This window comes from Methylobacterium sp. Leaf89 (assembly GCF_001422215.1).
Classification (GTDB): domain Bacteria; phylum Pseudomonadota; class Alphaproteobacteria; order Rhizobiales; family Beijerinckiaceae; genus Methylobacterium.
The window spans coordinates 211,943-228,950 of record NZ_LMML01000030.1 but is presented as its reverse complement, the minus strand read 5'-3'; the positions used below and the strand labels follow the sequence as shown (position 1 = coordinate 228,950).

Below are 17,008 nucleotides of genomic sequence, written 5' to 3'. Positions count from 1 at the left end.
ATCCGTTCCATCTGCGGCCTCGGAGCCGGAAGCCGAATGGTCCAGGACGCCGCGAAGTATGCGCTGCAGCCCGCATTGGCAGAGAGCAACTTGGTTGTCGGCGAGCACTTTTCGGCTTGGTGCGAGGAGCGGGCCTACAGCCCGATCATCGAGCTCGCGTGCATGCCGGACGCGGTCTCGACGATGTTGGCGAAGGCCGGCGTGGCGTTGTGGGAGGCGGCGCAGGCGGAGGCCGCGGCCGTCCTGGAAGGCGAGCGGCGGCGGATGGCGGAGGCCGTCGCGACCGAACGGGAGCTCCGGAACGAGGCGCTCGGCATGGTGGATGCGCGCGAGGCCGTGATCGAGGGGCTTCGTGCCGAGATCGCACGGCATGCGGCCGAGCTCGACGCGTCGCGGAGGAAGGTGGCCACGGTGCGCGCGCGGGAGTTCTGGCTGCGGGTGGTTCAGGAGGTCTGGGAGATCCTGCCGGAGCAGGGCTCGCTGCACGTCAACGAGATCACGATGCGGATCGGTGCCGACCTGGTGCAGGAGGCCGAGAGGCACAGGCAGGTCTGGGACGTCGCGACGGTCAGGGGGGGCATCGACGAGCGGAGGTATAAGCGGCGCATGTTCGTGAGCGAAGGCGGCGGGCGCTACCGCAGGCGCAGGCCGGAGGATGCGGTCTGAGCCGGGCAGGTCGAAGGCCGGAGATTTACTACAGCACGCCCGATCCTAGCTTGCCGCCGCCTCCCGGGCGGATGCGGAGGTATGCTCCGCCGTGTGGGGGCGATCAGTCCCGTCGATGCCACGGGAGAGCTCCTCGGCGAGGACGACGGCATCGTCGGACAGTCGCCGGACCTGCTCCAGGAGCAGCCCGAACACCTCGACGCCCTCGCGGTCGAGCCGATCCTCGCCGCAGCATTCGAGCGCATGGCAGGCGGTTGCCAGGTCCACGAAGCCCATCATCCCCGTCGCCGAGGAGAGCGAGTGGGCGCGATGGCGCAACCAGGACCGGGCGTCGAACATGGCTGCGTCGCCCTGGAAGCTCGTGCGGAGCTCCGCGATGAGCAGGTGCAGGACCTCGTGAAGGCGGTTCGGCTTGAGGTACCGGCCGATCTGCTCGTAGATCGAGCGGTCGAACGAGGCGGGCACCCGACGTTCGACGGGAACGCCCGATGCCGAGGTGCCGGCGCCGAGCCAGCGTTCGATGGTGGCGAAGAGCGCCTCCCGTTCGAAGGGCTTTCCGACGTGGTCGTCCATGCCGGCCTCGCGGAAGGCGCGGACCTGCTCGGGCAGCACGTTCGCCGTCATCGCGATTACGGGGATCGTCGCCGTCGGGAGCTTGGAATGCCGGATCGCACGCGTCGCCGACATCCCGTCCATCCCGGGCATCTGCACGTCCATGAGGACGAGGTCGAAGCCGCCGGCCGCGACCGCCGCGACCGCCGTCGCGCCTTCGCCCGCGACCTCGACGTCATGTCCCGCACCGGTCAGGACGGCCTTGGCCAGCTCCAGGTTGATGGGGGAGTCGTCGACGAGGAGCAGGCGCCCCTTCCGTCGGGCGACCGATGCCGCGGGAACCGTCGCCTGTCCGTCGGGCGCGTCCGCCAACGGAAGCGTGACGCTGAACCAGAAGCTCGATCCGCGCCCGGTGTCGGAGCCGACGCCGATCTCGCCGCCCATGAGCTCGACGAGGCTCCTGCTGATGGCGAGGCCGAGCCCCGTGCCGCCGTAGTCCCGGCCGATGGAGCCGTCGACCTGGCTGAAGCGCTGGAACAGGCGCTTGCGCTTCTCCTCCGGGATGCCGATGCCCGTGTCGGTCACCCGCAGGCGGAGCACCCGCTCCGCCGGCCCCGCCGGTTCCGAACTCACGTCGAGGGTGACGGAGCCGGCCTTGGTGAACTTCACGGCATTGTTGAGCAGGTTCAGCAGCACCTGCCGCAGGCGGCCCTCGTCGCCCAGAACCCAACCGGGCAGGTCCGGGCCGAGGCTCGTCCGGAGTTGCAGGCCCTTGGTCTCGGCCTGTGCCCGGACGATGGACGTGCAGGCATCCAGGAGGCTCGACAGCGCGAAGGGCCTCGGAGCGAGCTCGACCGCGCCGGCCTCGACCTTGGAGAAGTCGAGGATGTCGTTGACGATGGCGAGGAGCGCCGCGCCGGACGCGCGCACGAGGTCGGCGTGCCGGTGCAGGTCTGGGGCGAGCCGGTCCGATGCCAGCATCAGGTCGGTGAAGCCGATGATGGCGTTGAGGGGCGTACGGATCTCGTGGCTCATCGAGGCGAGGAAGTCGGTTTTGGCCTGGTTGGCCCTCTCGGCATCGGAGCGCGCGGCCTCCGCCTGCGCCTTGGCTTCGCCCAGCGCGATCTCCGCGAGCTTGCGCGGCGTCACGTCCAGCGTCAGGCCGAGGACCTTCGACGTCCTGCCGTCGGCGTCGGTCTCGACGCGACCCATGGCCGAGATCCAGCGCAGGCCACCGTTGGGGAGCGGGATGCGGAACTCGGTCGTGTAGCTCCCGCCGGTCTCGACGGCCGCGCCGAGGTCGGCGAGGACGTGCCCGACGTCGGCCGGGTGCGCCAGCGGGCGCCAGCCGCGCTCCACGTCGATCTCGGTCTCCGCGTCCGGCAGGCCGTGCTGGCGGGCGCATTCGGCGGAGAGACGGACGAGGCCGGTCGCGACGTCGTAGCTCCAGGTGCCGGCGTTGGCCGCCTTCATCTCGGCCTCGTGGCGGCGCCGCTCGGACAGGTCCATCGCGATGCCCAGGTAGCCGAGGTCCGGGCCGTCGGCCGTCCTCAGCAGGCTGACGTTGAGGAGCACGGGATGTCGCTCCCCGGCCTTGGTGACGTAGGTCCACTCCGCCGTCTCCGGCATGCCTCGCCGGGCACGGGCGACGAAGACCTCGAAGCCGGGCTCCACCCGCTCCCCGAGGGCGGCGGACAGTTCGGCCGCGCGATCAGCGACCTCGCGCGGGTCGTGGAACAGTCCGGGCGTCGCGGTTCCGACGAGTTCGCCGGCCGCATAGCCGAGCATCCGTTCCGCCGCCGGGTTGAACAGGCTGATCGTCCCGTCCAGATCGGTCGCGATGACCGCGTATCCGGCATGCCGGAGGATCGCGTCCTGCCAGGCCGAGGCGGCCCGGAGTTGCGAGGTCCGTTCCGCGACCTGGCGTTCCAGGGACGCGTTGAGCGTGCGGATCTCCTCCTCCGCGGCGAGTTGGGCGCCGATGTCCCGGATGACGGTGGCGACGCCGACGGTCTCCCCGCGCGGGGAACGGATCGGCGAGACCGTGACGAGGACGGGTACGGCATTGCCGTCGCGATGGAGCCGCAACGTGGACAGCGGGGCGACCGGCTTCCCGAGACGCACGCGATCCAGGGTTTCGCGCTCCTCCGCCCGCAGGTGCGGCGGCACGACGAGGTCACGTGCGTTGCGTCCGATGGCCTCGGGGGCCGTGAAGCCGAAGAGGCGCTCGGCCGCCGGGTTCCAGTCCGTGACGGTCCCGTCGAGCGTCTTGCCGACGATGGCGTCCTCCGCGTTCTCGACGATGGCCGCCAGGCGGCTCCTCTCGACCCCGGCGAGAACCTCGCGCCGACGTCCGGTCAACCGGAGATGGGCGATGCCGGCGAACATCAGCATGGCGACCAGGACGGTGCCGCCGGCGGTGGCCGGTGAGGTCAGGTTCAGCCCGGATACGAACGGGGGCAGCGCCCGGACCTCCAGGTCCCAGGATCGCCCGAACACCGCGACGGTCCTGCGCCGGACCAGGGCCGGGTCGACCGAGGCGAGCGCGTCGCCCGTGCCGTAGAACCGGGTAAGCGCCTCGGGCGTCGCGTCCGAGATCGCCAGGTCCAGCTCGACGAGGTTCAGGTCCAGGCCGGCGAGTACCTCGTCGATGACGAGGGGCGCATAGGCCCATCCGATCGTCCGGGCCCGTCGTTCGGCGACCGTCGCCCCCCTCGGGTCCATCCGGGCGATCGGGAGGTAGAGCAGGAGACCTCGCTCGCGCAAGCCGCTGGCCTGCACCAGGGTGATGGGCGCGGTCAGCGTGGCCTGGCCGGTCTCCATCGCGGCGAGCGCCGCGCCCCTGCGATGGTCCTCGGAGGCGACGTCGAGGCCGATGGCGGGACGGTTGGGCTCCACGGGCTCCAGGTACTGGATCACGTAGCGCTCGCCGGGGTGCGGGGTGATCTGGCGGAGGGCGAAGTCCGGTGCGCCGTCGCGGCGCGCGGCTTCCAGGAACGCGGCCTCCCGTGCGGGATCGACGCGGCGGATGAAGCCGAAGCCGCGGGTCCCGGGGAACTCGCGGTCGATGTCGCGGGTCAGGCTGTAGTCCCTGAAGCGGCCCCGTGTGATCCCGTCCTCGCCGGCGGCCACGATGGCTCCCCGCGCGCCGCGGAGCCCGTATTCGTACTTCGCCATGCGTTCGGAGATCACCGATGCCACCCGGAGCACGGCCACGTCCAGCCGCTCCGCGGTGACCCTGGCGTTGCTCGCCTCCTTCCAGGCCGCGGTCGCGCAAGCCAGGACGAGGCCCAGGACGACCAGCGCAACCAAGGCGACGCCCGGTGCCGGGCTCGCGGTCCGCATGCCGGGATGCCAGGTGGAACCCGGCGCGTCCGTGTCGTCTGCCTGCGGCGTCGCGGACCCGGTCATCAACTTCATCCCCCGAAGGCCCGGCTCCCGCCGGACGCGTTCCGATATCCGTCCGGTCGCGCCTTGTCCCCTACGCGTTACGGGCACGGAAGTCCTCGCGATATCCCGCGCACCCTCAGGCGCGTTGCCAGGACAGGGACCTCAGGCCCTTCCGGCCGAAACGCGGGTCGCCGGTGACCTCGCGTCCGACCCACGGCGGCAGGTCGAGTTCCTGCGCCTCGTCGCGCAGCTCGACCTCGGCGAGGACGAGACCGGCGAGACGCCCCTCGTACACGTCCACCTCCCAGGTCACGCCGCCATGGGGAACGAGGTGGCGGACCTTGACGACCGGTTCGCCCGCGAGCCCGGAGCCGAGAAGCACCTCGGCCTGCGCCGACGGGATCTCGTACTCGAACTCCGAGCGCCGCATGCCTTCCCGCGGTCCCTTCACCGTGAGCCACGCGCGCTCGCCGGCCCGGCGCACGCGTACCTTGATGCCGTGGAGTTCGCCGAGGATCCCGTCGGTGAGTTGGCGCCAGCCGGTCGCGGCCTCCATCCAGCCGTCGTCGGTCACGACGAACCTGCGCTCGATCTCGGCATGCAGCGACCAGGTCTCCGCCATCATCCGGGCGGCCGATGCGCCCATCGCGATCCGGAGCATGCCGACGAGGCCGCCCACCGGGTAGGGCTTCGGCAGGAAGCGGGACCCGGGCACCATCGATTGCACCCTGAGGGCCCGCGCCGACATGTAGAGGACGGGCAGGTACGGGCGCTGCGCCCGCGCCTCGACCGCCAGGAAGAGGCCGTCGATGGAGCCGGGCATGTGCACGTCGGTGACGAGGGCGTCCGCCCGTTCTCCAAGGGCGAGGTACTCCAGGGCCGACAACCCGTCCCCGTGCGGCATCGCCAGGTAGCCCGCCCTGGCGAGTTCCGCGACCACGAGGCTGCGGGCGACCGGGTCGTCCTCGGCCACGACGACGACGGCGGGTCTGGCACGCTGGCTCATGGAAGGCGTCTCCGGCTCGGCACGCCGCGGCCCGGGGAAATCCCGGATCCGTGATGCGTATTCGATGCTACGAAGTCCTCGCCGCATGGCCATTAGTCCGGTCGAGCTGGTATCATGCCGCGAATAGGCCATCCGGACTATCGTCGCGGCTCCGGGCCGCCCGCATCCCAACCGGACAGCGTACGGGGGAACCGATGTCATCTCCCGGGCAAGCCGTCATCGCCGACGACGACCCTTTCTTCCGGATCGCGCTGGCGGCCGTCCTGACGACGCGGCTCGGCTTCGAGGCGGTGCATGAGACCGGCTCGCTCGACGAGGCGCTGGAAGCCCTTGCCGAAAGGCCGATGGTGCGGTTCGCCCTGTTCGACCTGGCGATGCCGGGCATGGCGGGTGCCGAAAGCCTCTCCGCGGTCCGGGAATGCCATCCGGAGGTCCTGACCGTCGTCGTGTCGGGCTCGACGCGTCGCGAGGACGTCTTCATGGCCTTGCGGGCCGGCGTCCACGGCTTCGTCCCGAAGGGGCCGACCGTCGAGGCCTTGGCCGAAGCGCTTCGCATGGTGCTCGACGGGTTCGTCTACGTGCCCTCCTTCGTCACGCATGTGGGCACCGGGGAGGGAGGGGCGTTCCCCGGCGACCCCGCCCGGATCGCGGGGCGCCCCGACGCCATGGCGAACCTGACCCCGCGCCAGCGCCAGGTCCTCGACCTCATCGTGTCGGGCCGATCGAACAAGGAGATCGCGCGCACGCTCGTCCTCGGGGAAGGTACGGTGAAGATCCACGTGGCAACCTTGCTCCGGGTTCTGGGCGTGCCGAACCGCTCCGCGGCCGCCGCCTGGGGCGGCGCCAACCTCGGTCGTCCGAGGGCGTCCCGGATCGCTCGCTAGGCCGTGCGGCCTATCGGGCCGCCCATCCGGACGAGGTGACGGCGCGGGTCCGTCCGTGGACGATGGCGGTCATCGATGCGAACGAACCGAAGCGCCATGGTCCACATCCCGATCCCACATTCCCCGGTCGCCGCCGGCCTCGGTCCCTACCCCGGGCCCGACGCTCCGGCCCTGCCGCCGGGCCTGGTGCCCACGGATGGGCCGATCGCCTCGCCGGTGGTACCGGACGCGTCCTCCGGACCGGGGTGGGAAGAGGCCGGTTCCAGCGAGCGGCAAAAGGCCGTCCGGGCGGGCCTCCACCCACCTTGCGATGCGCGGTGACCCATGCCCGGACACAATCACGGACATGCCGCAGCGGATGGCCCGCTCGTCTTCGATCCGACGATCCATGGACAGGTCACGGCCCTCCTGGGGGGCGACCGAACCCGTTCGCTGCTCCTGATGCTGCGATCCCTCGTCATGATGCTGGCCGGGCTGGGGGATGCCTCGCTCCTATCGCCGGCGGGACTGGCATCGATCCACCGCCTGAAGTCGGAGGCCGGCCTCATGGGCTTCGTCCGCTTGTCGGAAGCCTGCGCCGCGTTCGATGAACCGGGCCAAGGGACGTCGCCCCATGGTCGGGGCATCGCCGAGCTGCGCTCCGCCATCGCCGCGACGTTGCTGGTCACCGGTGAATTGATGGGATCCGTCGAGGATTGATCCAGGTGGGGAAACGCACGGATGCGCCCCGACGCGGGCGAAACCCCGACGCGGGATCCTCCCGTCCGGAAGCCACGCCGCCTTTCGCCCGGCCCATATCGCGACCGCCTTCGTTGGTCCATAACCGGTCCGGCGTGGAACATGCGTCCCATGACGGCGGCGCCGACGCCTCCGAAACCTGAACGGGCGCCAGGTAACCCCGAAGGCTTGCGGAGGATGCCGGGTTCCTTGCGACGCTACCATCGCCGCCTTCTCATCGGGCTCGCCCTTGCGATGGGTTCCCAGGCCGTTTCCGGTCAGGACCTCATCGGTGACGCGGCGCGGATCGCGCGTGAAACGCCGTTCCTGCGCAACCTGCGTGGCGCGGGCGGCGATCCGCAAACCTCGGTCGCCCAGCCCGACACCTCCGCCAAGCCCTCGGCCAACCTGACGACGTCGATCCAGGACCAACTCGGATCCTATGGTGACCCCTATGGGATGCGCAGCTTCCTCCAGGGGAAGGGCATCTCCTACAGCCTGACCTTCATCGGCGAGAGCTTCGGAAACGTCACCGGCGGCTCGCGCCGCGGCGGCATCTACGAGGGGCGACTGGACTTCCAGTTCGACGCCGACCTCGACAGGCTTCTGGGCTGGCAGGGCGCGAGCTTCCACGCGAACCTGTTCCAGATCCACGGCACGGGCCTGTCGCGCTACTACGTCAACAACTTCATCACCGTCAGCGCCATCGAGGCCCTGCCGTCCTCGCGCCTGTACGAGCTCTGGTTCGAGCAGAAGCTGTTCGACGACCAGCTCAGCCTGCGCATCGGCCAGCTTGCCAGCGACACGGAGTTCGCGGTGAGCCAGACCGGCACGCTGTTCGTCAACTCGACCTTCGGATGGCCCAACATCATGGCGGTCATCCTGCCGAGCGGCGGCCCGATCTACCCGCTGGCGACGCCGGGCGTCCGGGCCAAGTACGTGCCGAACAAGAACCTCTCCCTGCAGGCGGGCGTCTACAACGGCGATCCCTCCGGCGCGGCACGGGAAGACAACGACCCGGACCCGCAGCGCCGCAACCGCACGGGCACGAACTTCCGGACGAACGACCCTGCCCTGGTGATCGCCGAGGCGGCCTACGCCTACGGCCTTGAGGCGGACGACAACCTTGAGCCCGGCACAGTCACGCTCGGCGGCTGGTATCATTTCGGCCGCTTCGACGGCCTGCGCGACGACCGTGAAGGCCGGCCCCTGGCCGATCCCGCCAGCTCCGGCATCGCCCGGCGATTCCGTGGCAACAACGGCATCTACGGGATGATCGACCAGACGATCTACCGTGAGCCCGACGACCCGAACGACGGCGCCAGCGTGTTCGTGCGCGTGTCGTCCTCGCCGACGGACCGCAACCTGCTCGACGTCTACTTCGATGCCGGCATCGGCTACAAAGGCCTGTTCCCGGGGCGCTCCGACGACACCATCGGCGTCGCCTTCGCTCTCAGCAAGATCTCGGACGGAGCGCGCGGCCTCGACACCGATGCCATTCTCCTAGGCGGAGTCCCCGGACCGCGGCGCAGCAGCGAGGCGGTGCTGGAGGCGACCTACCAGGCGGTGCTCGGACCCGGCGTGACGCTGCAGCCGGACTTCCAGTATGTGTTCCGGCCGAACGGTGGGGTGGCCAACCCACGCGACCCGACCGGAGCCCGGATCGGGAACGCGGCCGTCTTCGGTCTGCGCGCCACCATCCGCTACTGAGGCCGGCGCCGGACACGGATGGCGCGCATGCCCCCGGAGGCCTTCGGCGAGACCCGCCTTAGTCGTCTCCCTGGGACGCGACGTCGACAAGGCCCGAACGTGCGGTGGCCGGACCATGGAAGGCGATGGCCGGCCGCCCTTCCGCCCGGCAGCCCTATGGCCGATCCGCGGTGCCGAACCCCATCACAGCCAGCCGTTCTTACGAAACCGCCAGTACAGGACGGCGCAGGCGGTGAAGATGCCGCCGAGCACGACGAAGTAGCCGTAGCGCCACTTCAGTTCGGGCATGACCTCGAAGTTCATGCCGTAGATGCCGGCGATGGCCGTCGGGACCGCCAGGATGGCCGCCCAGGCCGCGAGCCGCCGGGTGATGACCGTCTGCTGGGCCTGTCCCAGCATCAGGCTCGCCTCGAATGCGAAGGCGAGCACCTCGCGCATCGCGTCGATCTCTTCCTGAACGCCCCGCAGGTGGTCGGAGACGTCCCGGAACAGGGGCTGCATCTCCTCGTCGATGGCGACCATGTCGCCGTGTTCGAGCTTGCGGCAGACCTCCACCAGCGGGACCACGGCGGAACGCAGGCGCAGCAGGTCGCGTCGGAGCAGGTAGAGGCGCTCCACCTCGGCCGGGAGGAGCTCGCGCTTGAGGACGCGGTCCTCGATGGCCTCCACCTCGGCCATGACCGTCTCCATGACCGGCCGGTAGTTGTCGACGATGAAGTCGAGCACCGCATGGAGGATGTAGTCCTCCCCGTGGGCGAGCTGCCTGGGGCAGGACTCCGTCTTCTCCCTCACGGACGCGTACGAAGCCGAGGCGCCGTGGCGGACGGTGACGATGTAGCCTCGTCCGACGAAGATCTGGGTCTCTCCGAGCGCGATGCGTCCCTCAACGAGCTGGGCGGTCCGCACCACCACGAAAAGGCCGTCGCCGTATCGCTCGACCTTGGGACGCTGGTGGGCGTGCCTGGCATCCTCGATGGCGAGCCGATGCAGCCCGAACTGGGCCTGCACCTGTTCGAGGAGCTCCATCGAGGGTTGGTAGAGGCCGATCCAGACGACGTGATCGGGCCGGCGCGACCATTCCCCGGCCTCGTCGATCCGGATGTCCGCGATCCGGCGTCCGCCGGCGTAGACCCCGGAGGCCACGACGCCCGGGACCTCTCCACCGCCGGTGGCGGCCGGCGGACCCTCGGGAATGAGATGCCCGACGGATGTCGACGGCGATCGGGCGGTGCCCGTCCCGTCCAAGGTCGTCGCACCAAGGCTCATGCCGCGTTTCCTTCGTGATGGGCCCGCGATGGCCCGCCTCGTTCGGTCGTGTCCATTCCCGCCGCCCCGAGTTCCCTCTTCGCGAGAAGCCAAAACAGCATGTCGAGCCCTTCGGGCCTGTGGGTGAGGTCCCAAGGCTCGTAGGCCCGCTCGCGTTTCCGCTCGAAGCGAACCTCGTTCGTAATCGTCATCGCTCCCCTCCGTCTCGACCTTCCGTTGAAAATCCATCGAGGGGGGCGGTCGCCCCCTCCGGCCCTCGTCGTCCGAGCCGCCTCGCGATGGTCGATCGCGCCGCATCCACCGCCAGGGTCGCGCCCGCAAGCGTCCGCGGCTCCGTCGTCCGCCTCATCGCATGCCGGGCGATGCTGGCGGCCAAGTCGTCCGTCTCGGCCGCCATGGCCTCAAGCTTCGCCGGCCCGGTCTCACCGCGGGCGCTGGAGCGGATTTCCAGCAATCGTAGGGTCGCGACCTCGATGCGCTCACGCCGGATGCGTCCCACCCGCTGGCGGAGCCACGCCGCCACCGAGCCGAGGCCGCCGCCGAAGATCGCCACGAGGTAGATCCAGCTCTCGTAACGCTCGATGAAGCTCTCCTGCTCACGCTCGTAATAGTCGATGGCGCCCGGGTGGATGGGCAGCCGCGCGCTGGTGGCGCCGACGGTCGTGTCGTACGCCGGGTGCAGGACGTCGTTGGCGGCGGGGGTCGTTTCCGCGAGCAGGGTACGCATCTCGAAGAGGTGCTGGGTGGCTTCGGCGGCGACGGTCCGGGACAGGGTCGAGCGGGCCATCAGGCGATAGGACGATCCCACCGTCACGATGTCATCGGCCGGCATGCGCGGGTCGCCGTCGAAGAGGCCGGCCGGGACGGTGACCGACTGGAGCAGTGGCATCCTCGCAAGGGCGGCAGGGACATTGGAGATCCCGAACAGCGCCGCCTCGTGGTCGGGATCCGCGTCGCGGACGAGATCGACGATGCGCTGGGCGGCCGCCGAGGTCGGGGTTGTCAGAAGGATCACGGCGTCGATACGCCCGGCGGCGAAGGCCGTCGCAAGCTCGGCTTCCTCCACCGGCACCAGGGAGACCGCCTTCGCCGATGCGTCCCCCTCCGGACCGCCGTCCCGAAGTTCCAGTCCATGCCGCTCCACGAGCCCCCGCACCAGGGCATGGTCCGCCTTGCGGGGTGCCAACACGGCAAGCCTCTTTCCGGCGAGGGCTGCGAAATCCGCGATGCCGACCCGTCGGGGCGCGGCCACCAGGGTGGCCTGCTCGCGTAGGACCGCCAGCGTGAGCCCGTTTCGCGGCATCGACACGTCCGGCCGGACCACAGCGAGGTCGGCCTTGCCGTCCCGCAGCGCCTCGGCACTTTCGCGGACCCCGCCGAAAGGAACGAGCTTCAGCCGGATGGATGCCTTGCTCCTCGACAGCGCCTCGGCGTAGGCGCGCATCAGCGCCGGCTCGGTGCCGCCGTTGGGGGCGACCGCGACGACGAGCGTGGTCGGGTGCGTCAGGTAGGCATAGGCGAGGCCGGCGACGGCCAATGCCAGGATCGGCGCGCAGAACCACGCCACGCGCCAGGCCGGCGAACGCTTTCCGCTCAAGTGCACATCCCCCCACGCGGCCTTCTGCCTTCCAGGCAAAGGTGGGCCGCCGCAGGCCCCGATGCGAGTGAGTTTGGCGCCCCATCCGCGTTTCGACGAAAATCCTGATGGGACACTTATGCCGAAGCCCGGGGCTCCCGCTCGAACCGTTATGCGCCTGGGTCCAGCTTAAGGAGGCGGTCCACCGATGGATCGCGCGAACCCCAGTCGTTCCATGCCCGTCACCATCCCGGTCGCCACCATCGTCTCCGAGGCGGTCCAATCCCAATCGATGCGGTTCATCGTCGGCCAGGACCCCCAGGGTCGCTGGGTCGCCATGGAGGTCCATGGCCTGGGCGGGGGCCTGTTCCGCACCCGGCATGATGCGCTCCACTACGCGGTCGACCTCACTGGCCATCGACCGGACGCCGTCGTCATCGCGACGGACCGCATCGAGCTTAGGATCTAGGATGGGTTACGCGGCCCGACGATTGCGGGCACGCCATGCCCGCCGCCTCGTCGCACGGTTCGTCATGACGGGGTACGCCTTCATCCTTTGGGTTGTCACCGGTTGGGGGCTGGGCCTCTCCGCCTCCGCCACCGTTGCGACGCTCTGCATTGGATTGCCGGTGATGGCGCTGATCCACCGTTTCGTTGCGCAGGAGCACGGCCGCCACCGGAGGGATGGTCAGATGCGACGGCATCCGATCCGGCAGCGGCACCACCAGGGCGTGACGCTCGCCCGCAGCCGGGCGCCATGACGTTGACACGGGACAAGATCGAGCGGATCGCCGAAAGCGCCGCGTCGGCCCATCGCTCAGGCGGTGAGAGCCTCGACGTAGGCCTCCACCGTCTGGCCGGAATGGACGAGGCCGAGGACTTCCGGGAGGCGACGTTGCGCATCCTGGCGGACGGCCACGTCGGCTACGCGCTGTGCGCCACCAGCCCGGTGACCGCCAAGCCCCTGGGATGCACGGAACGGGTGATCACCCCCCTGCGTCGCGGAGCGCTTCTGGACGACGGCTCAGCCTTCCTCCTCCCGCGGGGGATCATCGGGGTCGGGGCCAGATACTGCTTCGTCCTCGCGCACCCCCTGGGAGAGGTATTGGAAGGTCCGACCGGAGAGCACGAGGCGGCCGATGCCTGCCTCGCGTGCCATCTCGAACTGCATATCGTCGGACGTCGCGTCCCCCACGGCATCCCACTGAACGCGTTGACGGCCACGGCCGACCTTGGGCTCGAAGCCGTCCATGTGCTCGGGCCCTGGGTGCGGGATGGACGTCCCGTCGACCTCGCCTCGGCAGAGGTCCGTATCGACCTCGATGGCCATGCCGTCACCCGGGGCCGGGGGTCGGATACGCTCGGCGCACCCATCGGCGCCGTGGCCTGGACGGCACAGTGGCTGGCCGGCCGCGAGCGCCGCCTGGAAGCCGGCGAGGTCGTCACGACGGGGAGTTGCGCCGGCCTCGTGCGGATCGTCCCGGGCCAGAACGTCCGCGCATCCTTCGGGGATCTCGGGACGGTTTCCCTCGATCTCGTCTGACCGGCCGGTCGCTTCTAAACCAGGCTTGACCGTGGACGCGGGGCACCGGATGCCGGCGAGATGACACTTATCGCCTATGTCGGCGCAGCCGTCGCCGAGATTGCCGGATGCTTCGCCTTCTGGGCTTGGCTACGCCTCGAACGCTCGCCGTGGTGGCTGGCGCCTGGAAAGGCTTCGCTTGACCTTTTCGCCTACCTGCCGACCCTCGTCGAGAGCGCGGGACGCGCATACGCAGCCTACGGCGGCGTCTACATCGTCTCGTCGATCCTGTGGCCATGGCTGGCCGAGGGACATCGGCCCGACCGATGGGACGTCGGCGGCGCCGCGATCTGTCTTATTGGTGCCGCGGTCATCCTGCTGGGACCACGCGGAACCTGAGTGTTACGAAGCAAGGGCCCGCTCGAAGCAATTTGATTGTTGGCACCACCCCATCAACACGGCGGAAATCGACCCAACTACGCCGTAAGAGCAAGCCAACGTATCTCTTGAAAGCAGACGTTGCAGTCGATCTCGCCGTGCGAGGGCATGATCTCGGATCTCCGCCTTTCAGAGTGGTGACGCCGCCGCATCATTCCTCTGACTGCTCCTGGGTGACGGCCGTATGCCGTGGTTGAGGACGAGTCGGCGGTCACGCTGACGTCACCAATCTTTTTCGTGTGTCAGTGGAATAGACGCGCCCGTTCGGCATCTCTCCCGATGCGGTCATGGTCGACCGCCGGAGACCTCACTCATGCACACCATGCTGATCCGCGCTGCCTTTGCGGCCTTCGCCTTCTCCGCCGTCGCCGCCCAGGCCGCTGCGCCTGCGATGACGGCCGAGACTGCCAAGGGGCCGGCGCTCGTCGATTCCAAGAGCATGACCCTCTACACCTTCGACAAGGACATGGGCGGCAAGTCGATGTGCAACGGCCCCTGCGCCGCCAACTGGCCGGCACTGATGGCCGCCTCCGGCTCGGCTGCTAGTGGCGACTGGACGATGGTGACGCGGGACGACGGGACGATGCAGTGGGCCTACAAGGGCAAGCCGCTCTACACCTTCGCCAAGGATACGAAGCCCGGCGACATCACCGGCGACGGATTCCTCAACGACGCGTGGCACATCGCCAAGCCCTGATCGGTAAAGCCTCGTGGACGAGATCGCCGCCCTCATCGAACCGCAGATCCCAGCGTTGCGGCGCTACGCAGTCGCACTGTTGCGGGACCGCGAAGCGGCGGATGACCTCGTCCAGGACACCCTGGAGCGGGCGTTGTCCGGCTGGTCCGGACGTCGCCGCGACGGCGACCTGCGAGCCTGGCTGTTCACGATCGAGCGCAACCTGTTCCTCGGCACTGTTCGACGCCGGGGCCGGCGCGGCATCGATGTCGGCGCTGAGGCTTTGGAGCAGGTGCCCGATCCGGGTGCCGACCCCGAGGCCGTTATGGGGGCACGCGACGTGCTCACCGGACTCGACGCCCTGCCCGAGGAGCAGCGCTCAGTGCTACTGCTCGTCGCGGTCGAGGATCTGTCTTATGCGGAAGCGGCGCAGGTGCTCGGAGTACCGCTGGGCACGGTGATGTCGCGGTTAAGCCGAGCCCGGGAGCGGATGCGAAGTTTTCTGGAAACGGGCCGAACCGGCTTGTTGAGGAGGGTGAAATGAGCGGGGATCCGCGCCCGGTCGGCGAGGACGACCTGCACGGCCTGATCGACGGTCATCTTGAACCGGAGCGGCAGGCGCTGGTCGAGGCATGGCTCAGGGGAAACCCCGCGCGGGCGGCCGAGGTCTCGGCGGATCGCGCCCTGCGCGAGCGCTTGCGTACCCGCCTCGCGCCGATTGCCGAGGAGGCGATCCCGGCGCGGCTCCGGGTGGCCAACATCCGCTCGCGACATAGCCCAATAACCGGGCGCTGGCTTCCGGTCGCGGCTGCGGCCGTGTTCTGCCTCGCGGTCGGCGGTGCCGCCGGCTGGTTCGGCCATGCCGCGCGGCAGGTACCCACGGTCACGCTTGCGCGAACCGAGCCGGCGACCGACGACGCAGTGGCGGCCTTCCGCACCTACGTGGTCGAGGCGGTGCATCCGGTGGAGGTGCGCGCCGACGAGAAGCCGCACCTTGTTACGTGGCTCTCGAAGCGCCTCGGCCGGGCGGTGACCACCCCCGACCTCACGGCCTACGGCTTCCGCCTGATGGGCGGGCGGTTGTTGCCCGCTGGGTCCGAATCCGCAGCGATGCTGATGTACGACGACGACCACGGCACCCGGCTGACGCTCTACAGCCGCGTGGGCGATGCGGATGGCCGCACAGTGTTCCGCTTCGCCCGCGAGGGCGACGTCGCCGCTTTCTCCTGGGTCGATGGCGGCATGTCCTACGTCGTCACCGGTCGGACCGACGAGGCCCGGCTGCTCACCGTCGCGCAGGCGGTTGATGCGCAGGTCCGCGGCCTCGCGCCGGATCGGCAGCAGCCATGACCCTCGACCAGCTCCGCATCTTCGTGGCGGTGGCCGAGCGGCAGCACGTGACGCGGGCCGCCGAGGCACTGAACCTCGTTCAGTCGGCGGTCAGCGCGGCGATCGCCAATATCGAGGGGCGTCACGCCACCAAGTTGTTCCACCGGGTCGGCCGCGGGATCGAGCTGACCGAGGCGGGGCGCACGTTCCTTGTCGAGGCCCGTGCCGTGCTCGCCCGGGCGGAGGCCGCCGAACTGGTGCTCGCAGACCTCAGCGGCATGCGACGAGGGACGTTGGCGCTTTACGCCAGCCAGACCATCGCCAGCGACTGGCTGCCGCGCCATCTCGTTGCCTTCCGCCGGGCCTACCCCGAGATCGCTATCCGGCTGGCGGTGGGCAACACCACCGACGCCGCCGACGCGGTGCGCGCGGGGCAGGCCGAACTCGGCTTCGTTGAGGGAGCGCTGGACGACCCGACGCTCGCGAGCACGACCATCGCGCGAGACCAGCTTGTCCTCGTAGTCGCTCCTGGCCATCCCTTCGCCGGGGCTACTGCCCTCGAACCCAAGGAGCTCGCAACGGCCAATTGGGTGCTGCGCGAGGCGGGATCGGGAACCCGCTCGGCTTTCGAGGCGGCGCTGACGGACGCCGGCCTCGCTGCGGCTCAACTCCAAGTCACACTCGAATTGCCCTCGAACGAGGCGGTCCGCGCCGCCGTCGAGGCCGGGGGCGGGGCCGCCGTGCTGTCCGAGACCGTGGTCGCCGCAGCGCTTCGAGCCGGGACCCTGGTACGGGCGGCGTTCGCCCTGCCGAGCCGTCCTTTCCGGGTGCTGCGCCACAAGGAGCGCTACTGCAGCCGGGCCGCCGACGCGCTTCTCGACCTGATCGCGACGGCGAACATCAAATGAGTGAGCCCGCGAAACCCGTGCCCCCCGACGATCCCCGGGTGAGGCTCGCCGAGGACCGGACGGTGCTGGCAGCCGAGCGTACGTTCGTGGCGTGGCTTCGCACCGGGCTCGCCTTCCTCGGCGTCGGCCTGGCTGCGCAGCGCTTCCTGCGGGAGGTGCTGGCGGTTTGGCCGCTGAAGGTGCTGTCGCTCACGCTGATCGCCTGTGCGCTCGCCTCGTTCGCCGGCGCCGCATGGCGGGATCGGGCGATTCGAGCGCGTCTTGCCCATACCGAGATCCCGATGATGCCGCGCATCCTCACCGTCGGGATCGCGGCCCTGCTGATCGCGATCTCGGGCCTTGCGGCCACCGCCCTACTCTGGGCGTGA

The 17,008-nt window shown here is 69.8% G+C and carries 18 protein-coding genes; 13 read left to right on the top strand and 5 right to left on the bottom strand.

Annotated features, from left to right (window positions below; all coding sequences use genetic code 11):
• Positions 1-36 precede the first annotated feature (36 nt).
• On the top strand, positions 37-666 hold the full coding sequence (locus ASF18_RS21215; RefSeq protein WP_056354980.1) for a hypothetical protein: 630 nt from the start codon (positions 37-39) through the stop codon (positions 664-666).
• 45 nt (positions 667-711) lie between these two features.
• Here the strand turns inward: ASF18_RS21215 and ASF18_RS21210 are convergent, their stop codons facing one another.
• Positions 712-4,629 carry a CHASE domain-containing protein gene (locus ASF18_RS21210; protein WP_156650059.1) on the bottom strand — a complete coding sequence of 1,306 codons (3,918 nt, stop codon included), beginning with the start codon at positions 4,627-4,629 and terminating at the stop codon, positions 712-714.
• A gap of 115 nt (positions 4,630-4,744) precedes the next feature.
• Entirely contained in the window at positions 4,745-5,614 is an 870-nt protein-coding gene (locus ASF18_RS23320; RefSeq protein WP_162239187.1) for a response regulator, read from the bottom strand.
• Positions 5,615-5,808: 194 nt separating this feature from the next.
• Between ASF18_RS23320 and ASF18_RS21200 the strand changes: the two genes are divergently transcribed.
• From ASF18_RS21200 to ASF18_RS21190, 3 genes are all read left to right on the top strand, one after another.
• On the top strand, positions 5,809-6,498 hold the full coding sequence (locus tag ASF18_RS21200; protein WP_056354975.1) for a response regulator transcription factor: 690 nt from the start codon (positions 5,809-5,811) through the stop codon (positions 6,496-6,498).
• Positions 6,499-6,822: 324 nt separating this feature from the next.
• Complete coding sequence (locus ASF18_RS21195) at positions 6,823-7,197, top strand: hypothetical protein (protein ID WP_056354972.1); 375 nt, start codon at positions 6,823-6,825, stop codon at positions 7,195-7,197.
• A gap of 273 nt (positions 7,198-7,470) precedes the next feature.
• Positions 7,471-8,925, top strand: coding sequence for a carbohydrate porin (locus ASF18_RS21190; RefSeq protein WP_082487869.1), 1,455 nt, complete (start codon positions 7,471-7,473; stop codon positions 8,923-8,925).
• 183 nt (positions 8,926-9,108) lie between these two features.
• Here the strand turns inward: ASF18_RS21190 and ASF18_RS21185 are convergent, their stop codons facing one another.
• Genes ASF18_RS21185 through ASF18_RS21180 form a run of 3 tightly spaced genes read right to left on the bottom strand, consistent with a single transcriptional unit; the run spans position 9,109 to position 11,737 of the window.
• The gene (locus tag ASF18_RS21185; protein ID WP_082487846.1) at positions 9,109-10,191 is read right to left on the bottom strand and encodes a magnesium and cobalt transport protein CorA; all 1,083 of its coding nucleotides are present in this window, start codon (positions 10,189-10,191) and stop codon (positions 9,109-9,111) included.
• Entirely contained in the window at positions 10,188-10,382 is a 195-nt protein-coding gene (locus tag ASF18_RS23315) for a DUF2934 domain-containing protein (protein ID WP_082487844.1), read from the bottom strand. Before ASF18_RS23315 ends, ASF18_RS21185 begins: the two co-directional genes overlap by 4 nt.
• Positions 10,379-11,737, bottom strand: a complete 1,359-nt coding sequence (locus ASF18_RS21180; RefSeq protein WP_244472802.1) for a TAXI family TRAP transporter solute-binding subunit — start codon at positions 11,735-11,737, stop codon at positions 10,379-10,381. The genes ASF18_RS23315 and ASF18_RS21180 overlap by 4 nt, the downstream gene beginning before the upstream one ends.
• A gap of 265 nt (positions 11,738-12,002) precedes the next feature.
• Here ASF18_RS21180 and ASF18_RS21175 point away from each other — a divergent pair, with 265 nt between their 5' ends.
• The 9 genes from ASF18_RS21175 to ASF18_RS21135 all read left to right on the top strand — a co-directional run bounded on the left by ASF18_RS21175 (position 12,003) and on the right by ASF18_RS21135 (position 17,008).
• Positions 12,003-12,236, top strand: a complete 234-nt coding sequence (locus tag ASF18_RS21175) for a hypothetical protein (RefSeq protein WP_056354967.1) — start codon at positions 12,003-12,005, stop codon at positions 12,234-12,236.
• A gap of 1 nt (position 12,237) precedes the next feature.
• Complete coding sequence (locus ASF18_RS21170) at positions 12,238-12,528, top strand: hypothetical protein (RefSeq protein ID WP_056354964.1); 291 nt, start codon at positions 12,238-12,240, stop codon at positions 12,526-12,528.
• The gene (locus ASF18_RS21165; protein WP_082487843.1) at positions 12,525-13,310 is read left to right on the top strand and encodes a fumarylacetoacetate hydrolase family protein; all 786 of its coding nucleotides are present in this window, start codon (positions 12,525-12,527) and stop codon (positions 13,308-13,310) included. Before ASF18_RS21170 ends, ASF18_RS21165 begins: the two co-directional genes overlap by 4 nt.
• A 60-nt stretch (positions 13,311-13,370) precedes the next feature.
• A complete protein-coding gene (locus tag ASF18_RS21160; protein WP_056354958.1) occupies positions 13,371-13,688 on the top strand; it encodes a YnfA family protein in 318 nt (105 codons plus the stop codon).
• 352 nt (positions 13,689-14,040) lie between these two features.
• Positions 14,041-14,424, top strand: coding sequence for a hypothetical protein (locus ASF18_RS21155; protein ID WP_056186085.1), 384 nt, complete (start codon positions 14,041-14,043; stop codon positions 14,422-14,424).
• Between the two features lie 13 nt (positions 14,425-14,437).
• Positions 14,438-14,947 (top strand): RNA polymerase sigma factor, encoded by a 510-nt coding sequence (locus ASF18_RS21150; protein ID WP_018044293.1) that lies wholly within the window; start codon positions 14,438-14,440, stop codon positions 14,945-14,947.
• Positions 14,944-15,753 (top strand): anti-sigma factor, encoded by an 810-nt coding sequence (locus ASF18_RS21145; protein WP_056186082.1) that lies wholly within the window; start codon positions 14,944-14,946, stop codon positions 15,751-15,753. Before ASF18_RS21150 ends, ASF18_RS21145 begins: the two co-directional genes overlap by 4 nt.
• Positions 15,750-16,640 (top strand): LysR substrate-binding domain-containing protein, encoded by an 891-nt coding sequence (locus ASF18_RS21140; protein WP_056186080.1) that lies wholly within the window; start codon positions 15,750-15,752, stop codon positions 16,638-16,640. Before ASF18_RS21145 ends, ASF18_RS21140 begins: the two co-directional genes overlap by 4 nt.
• Positions 16,637-17,008, top strand: coding sequence for a DUF202 domain-containing protein (locus tag ASF18_RS21135; protein WP_056186077.1), 372 nt, complete (start codon positions 16,637-16,639; stop codon positions 17,006-17,008). The genes ASF18_RS21140 and ASF18_RS21135 overlap by 4 nt, the downstream gene beginning before the upstream one ends.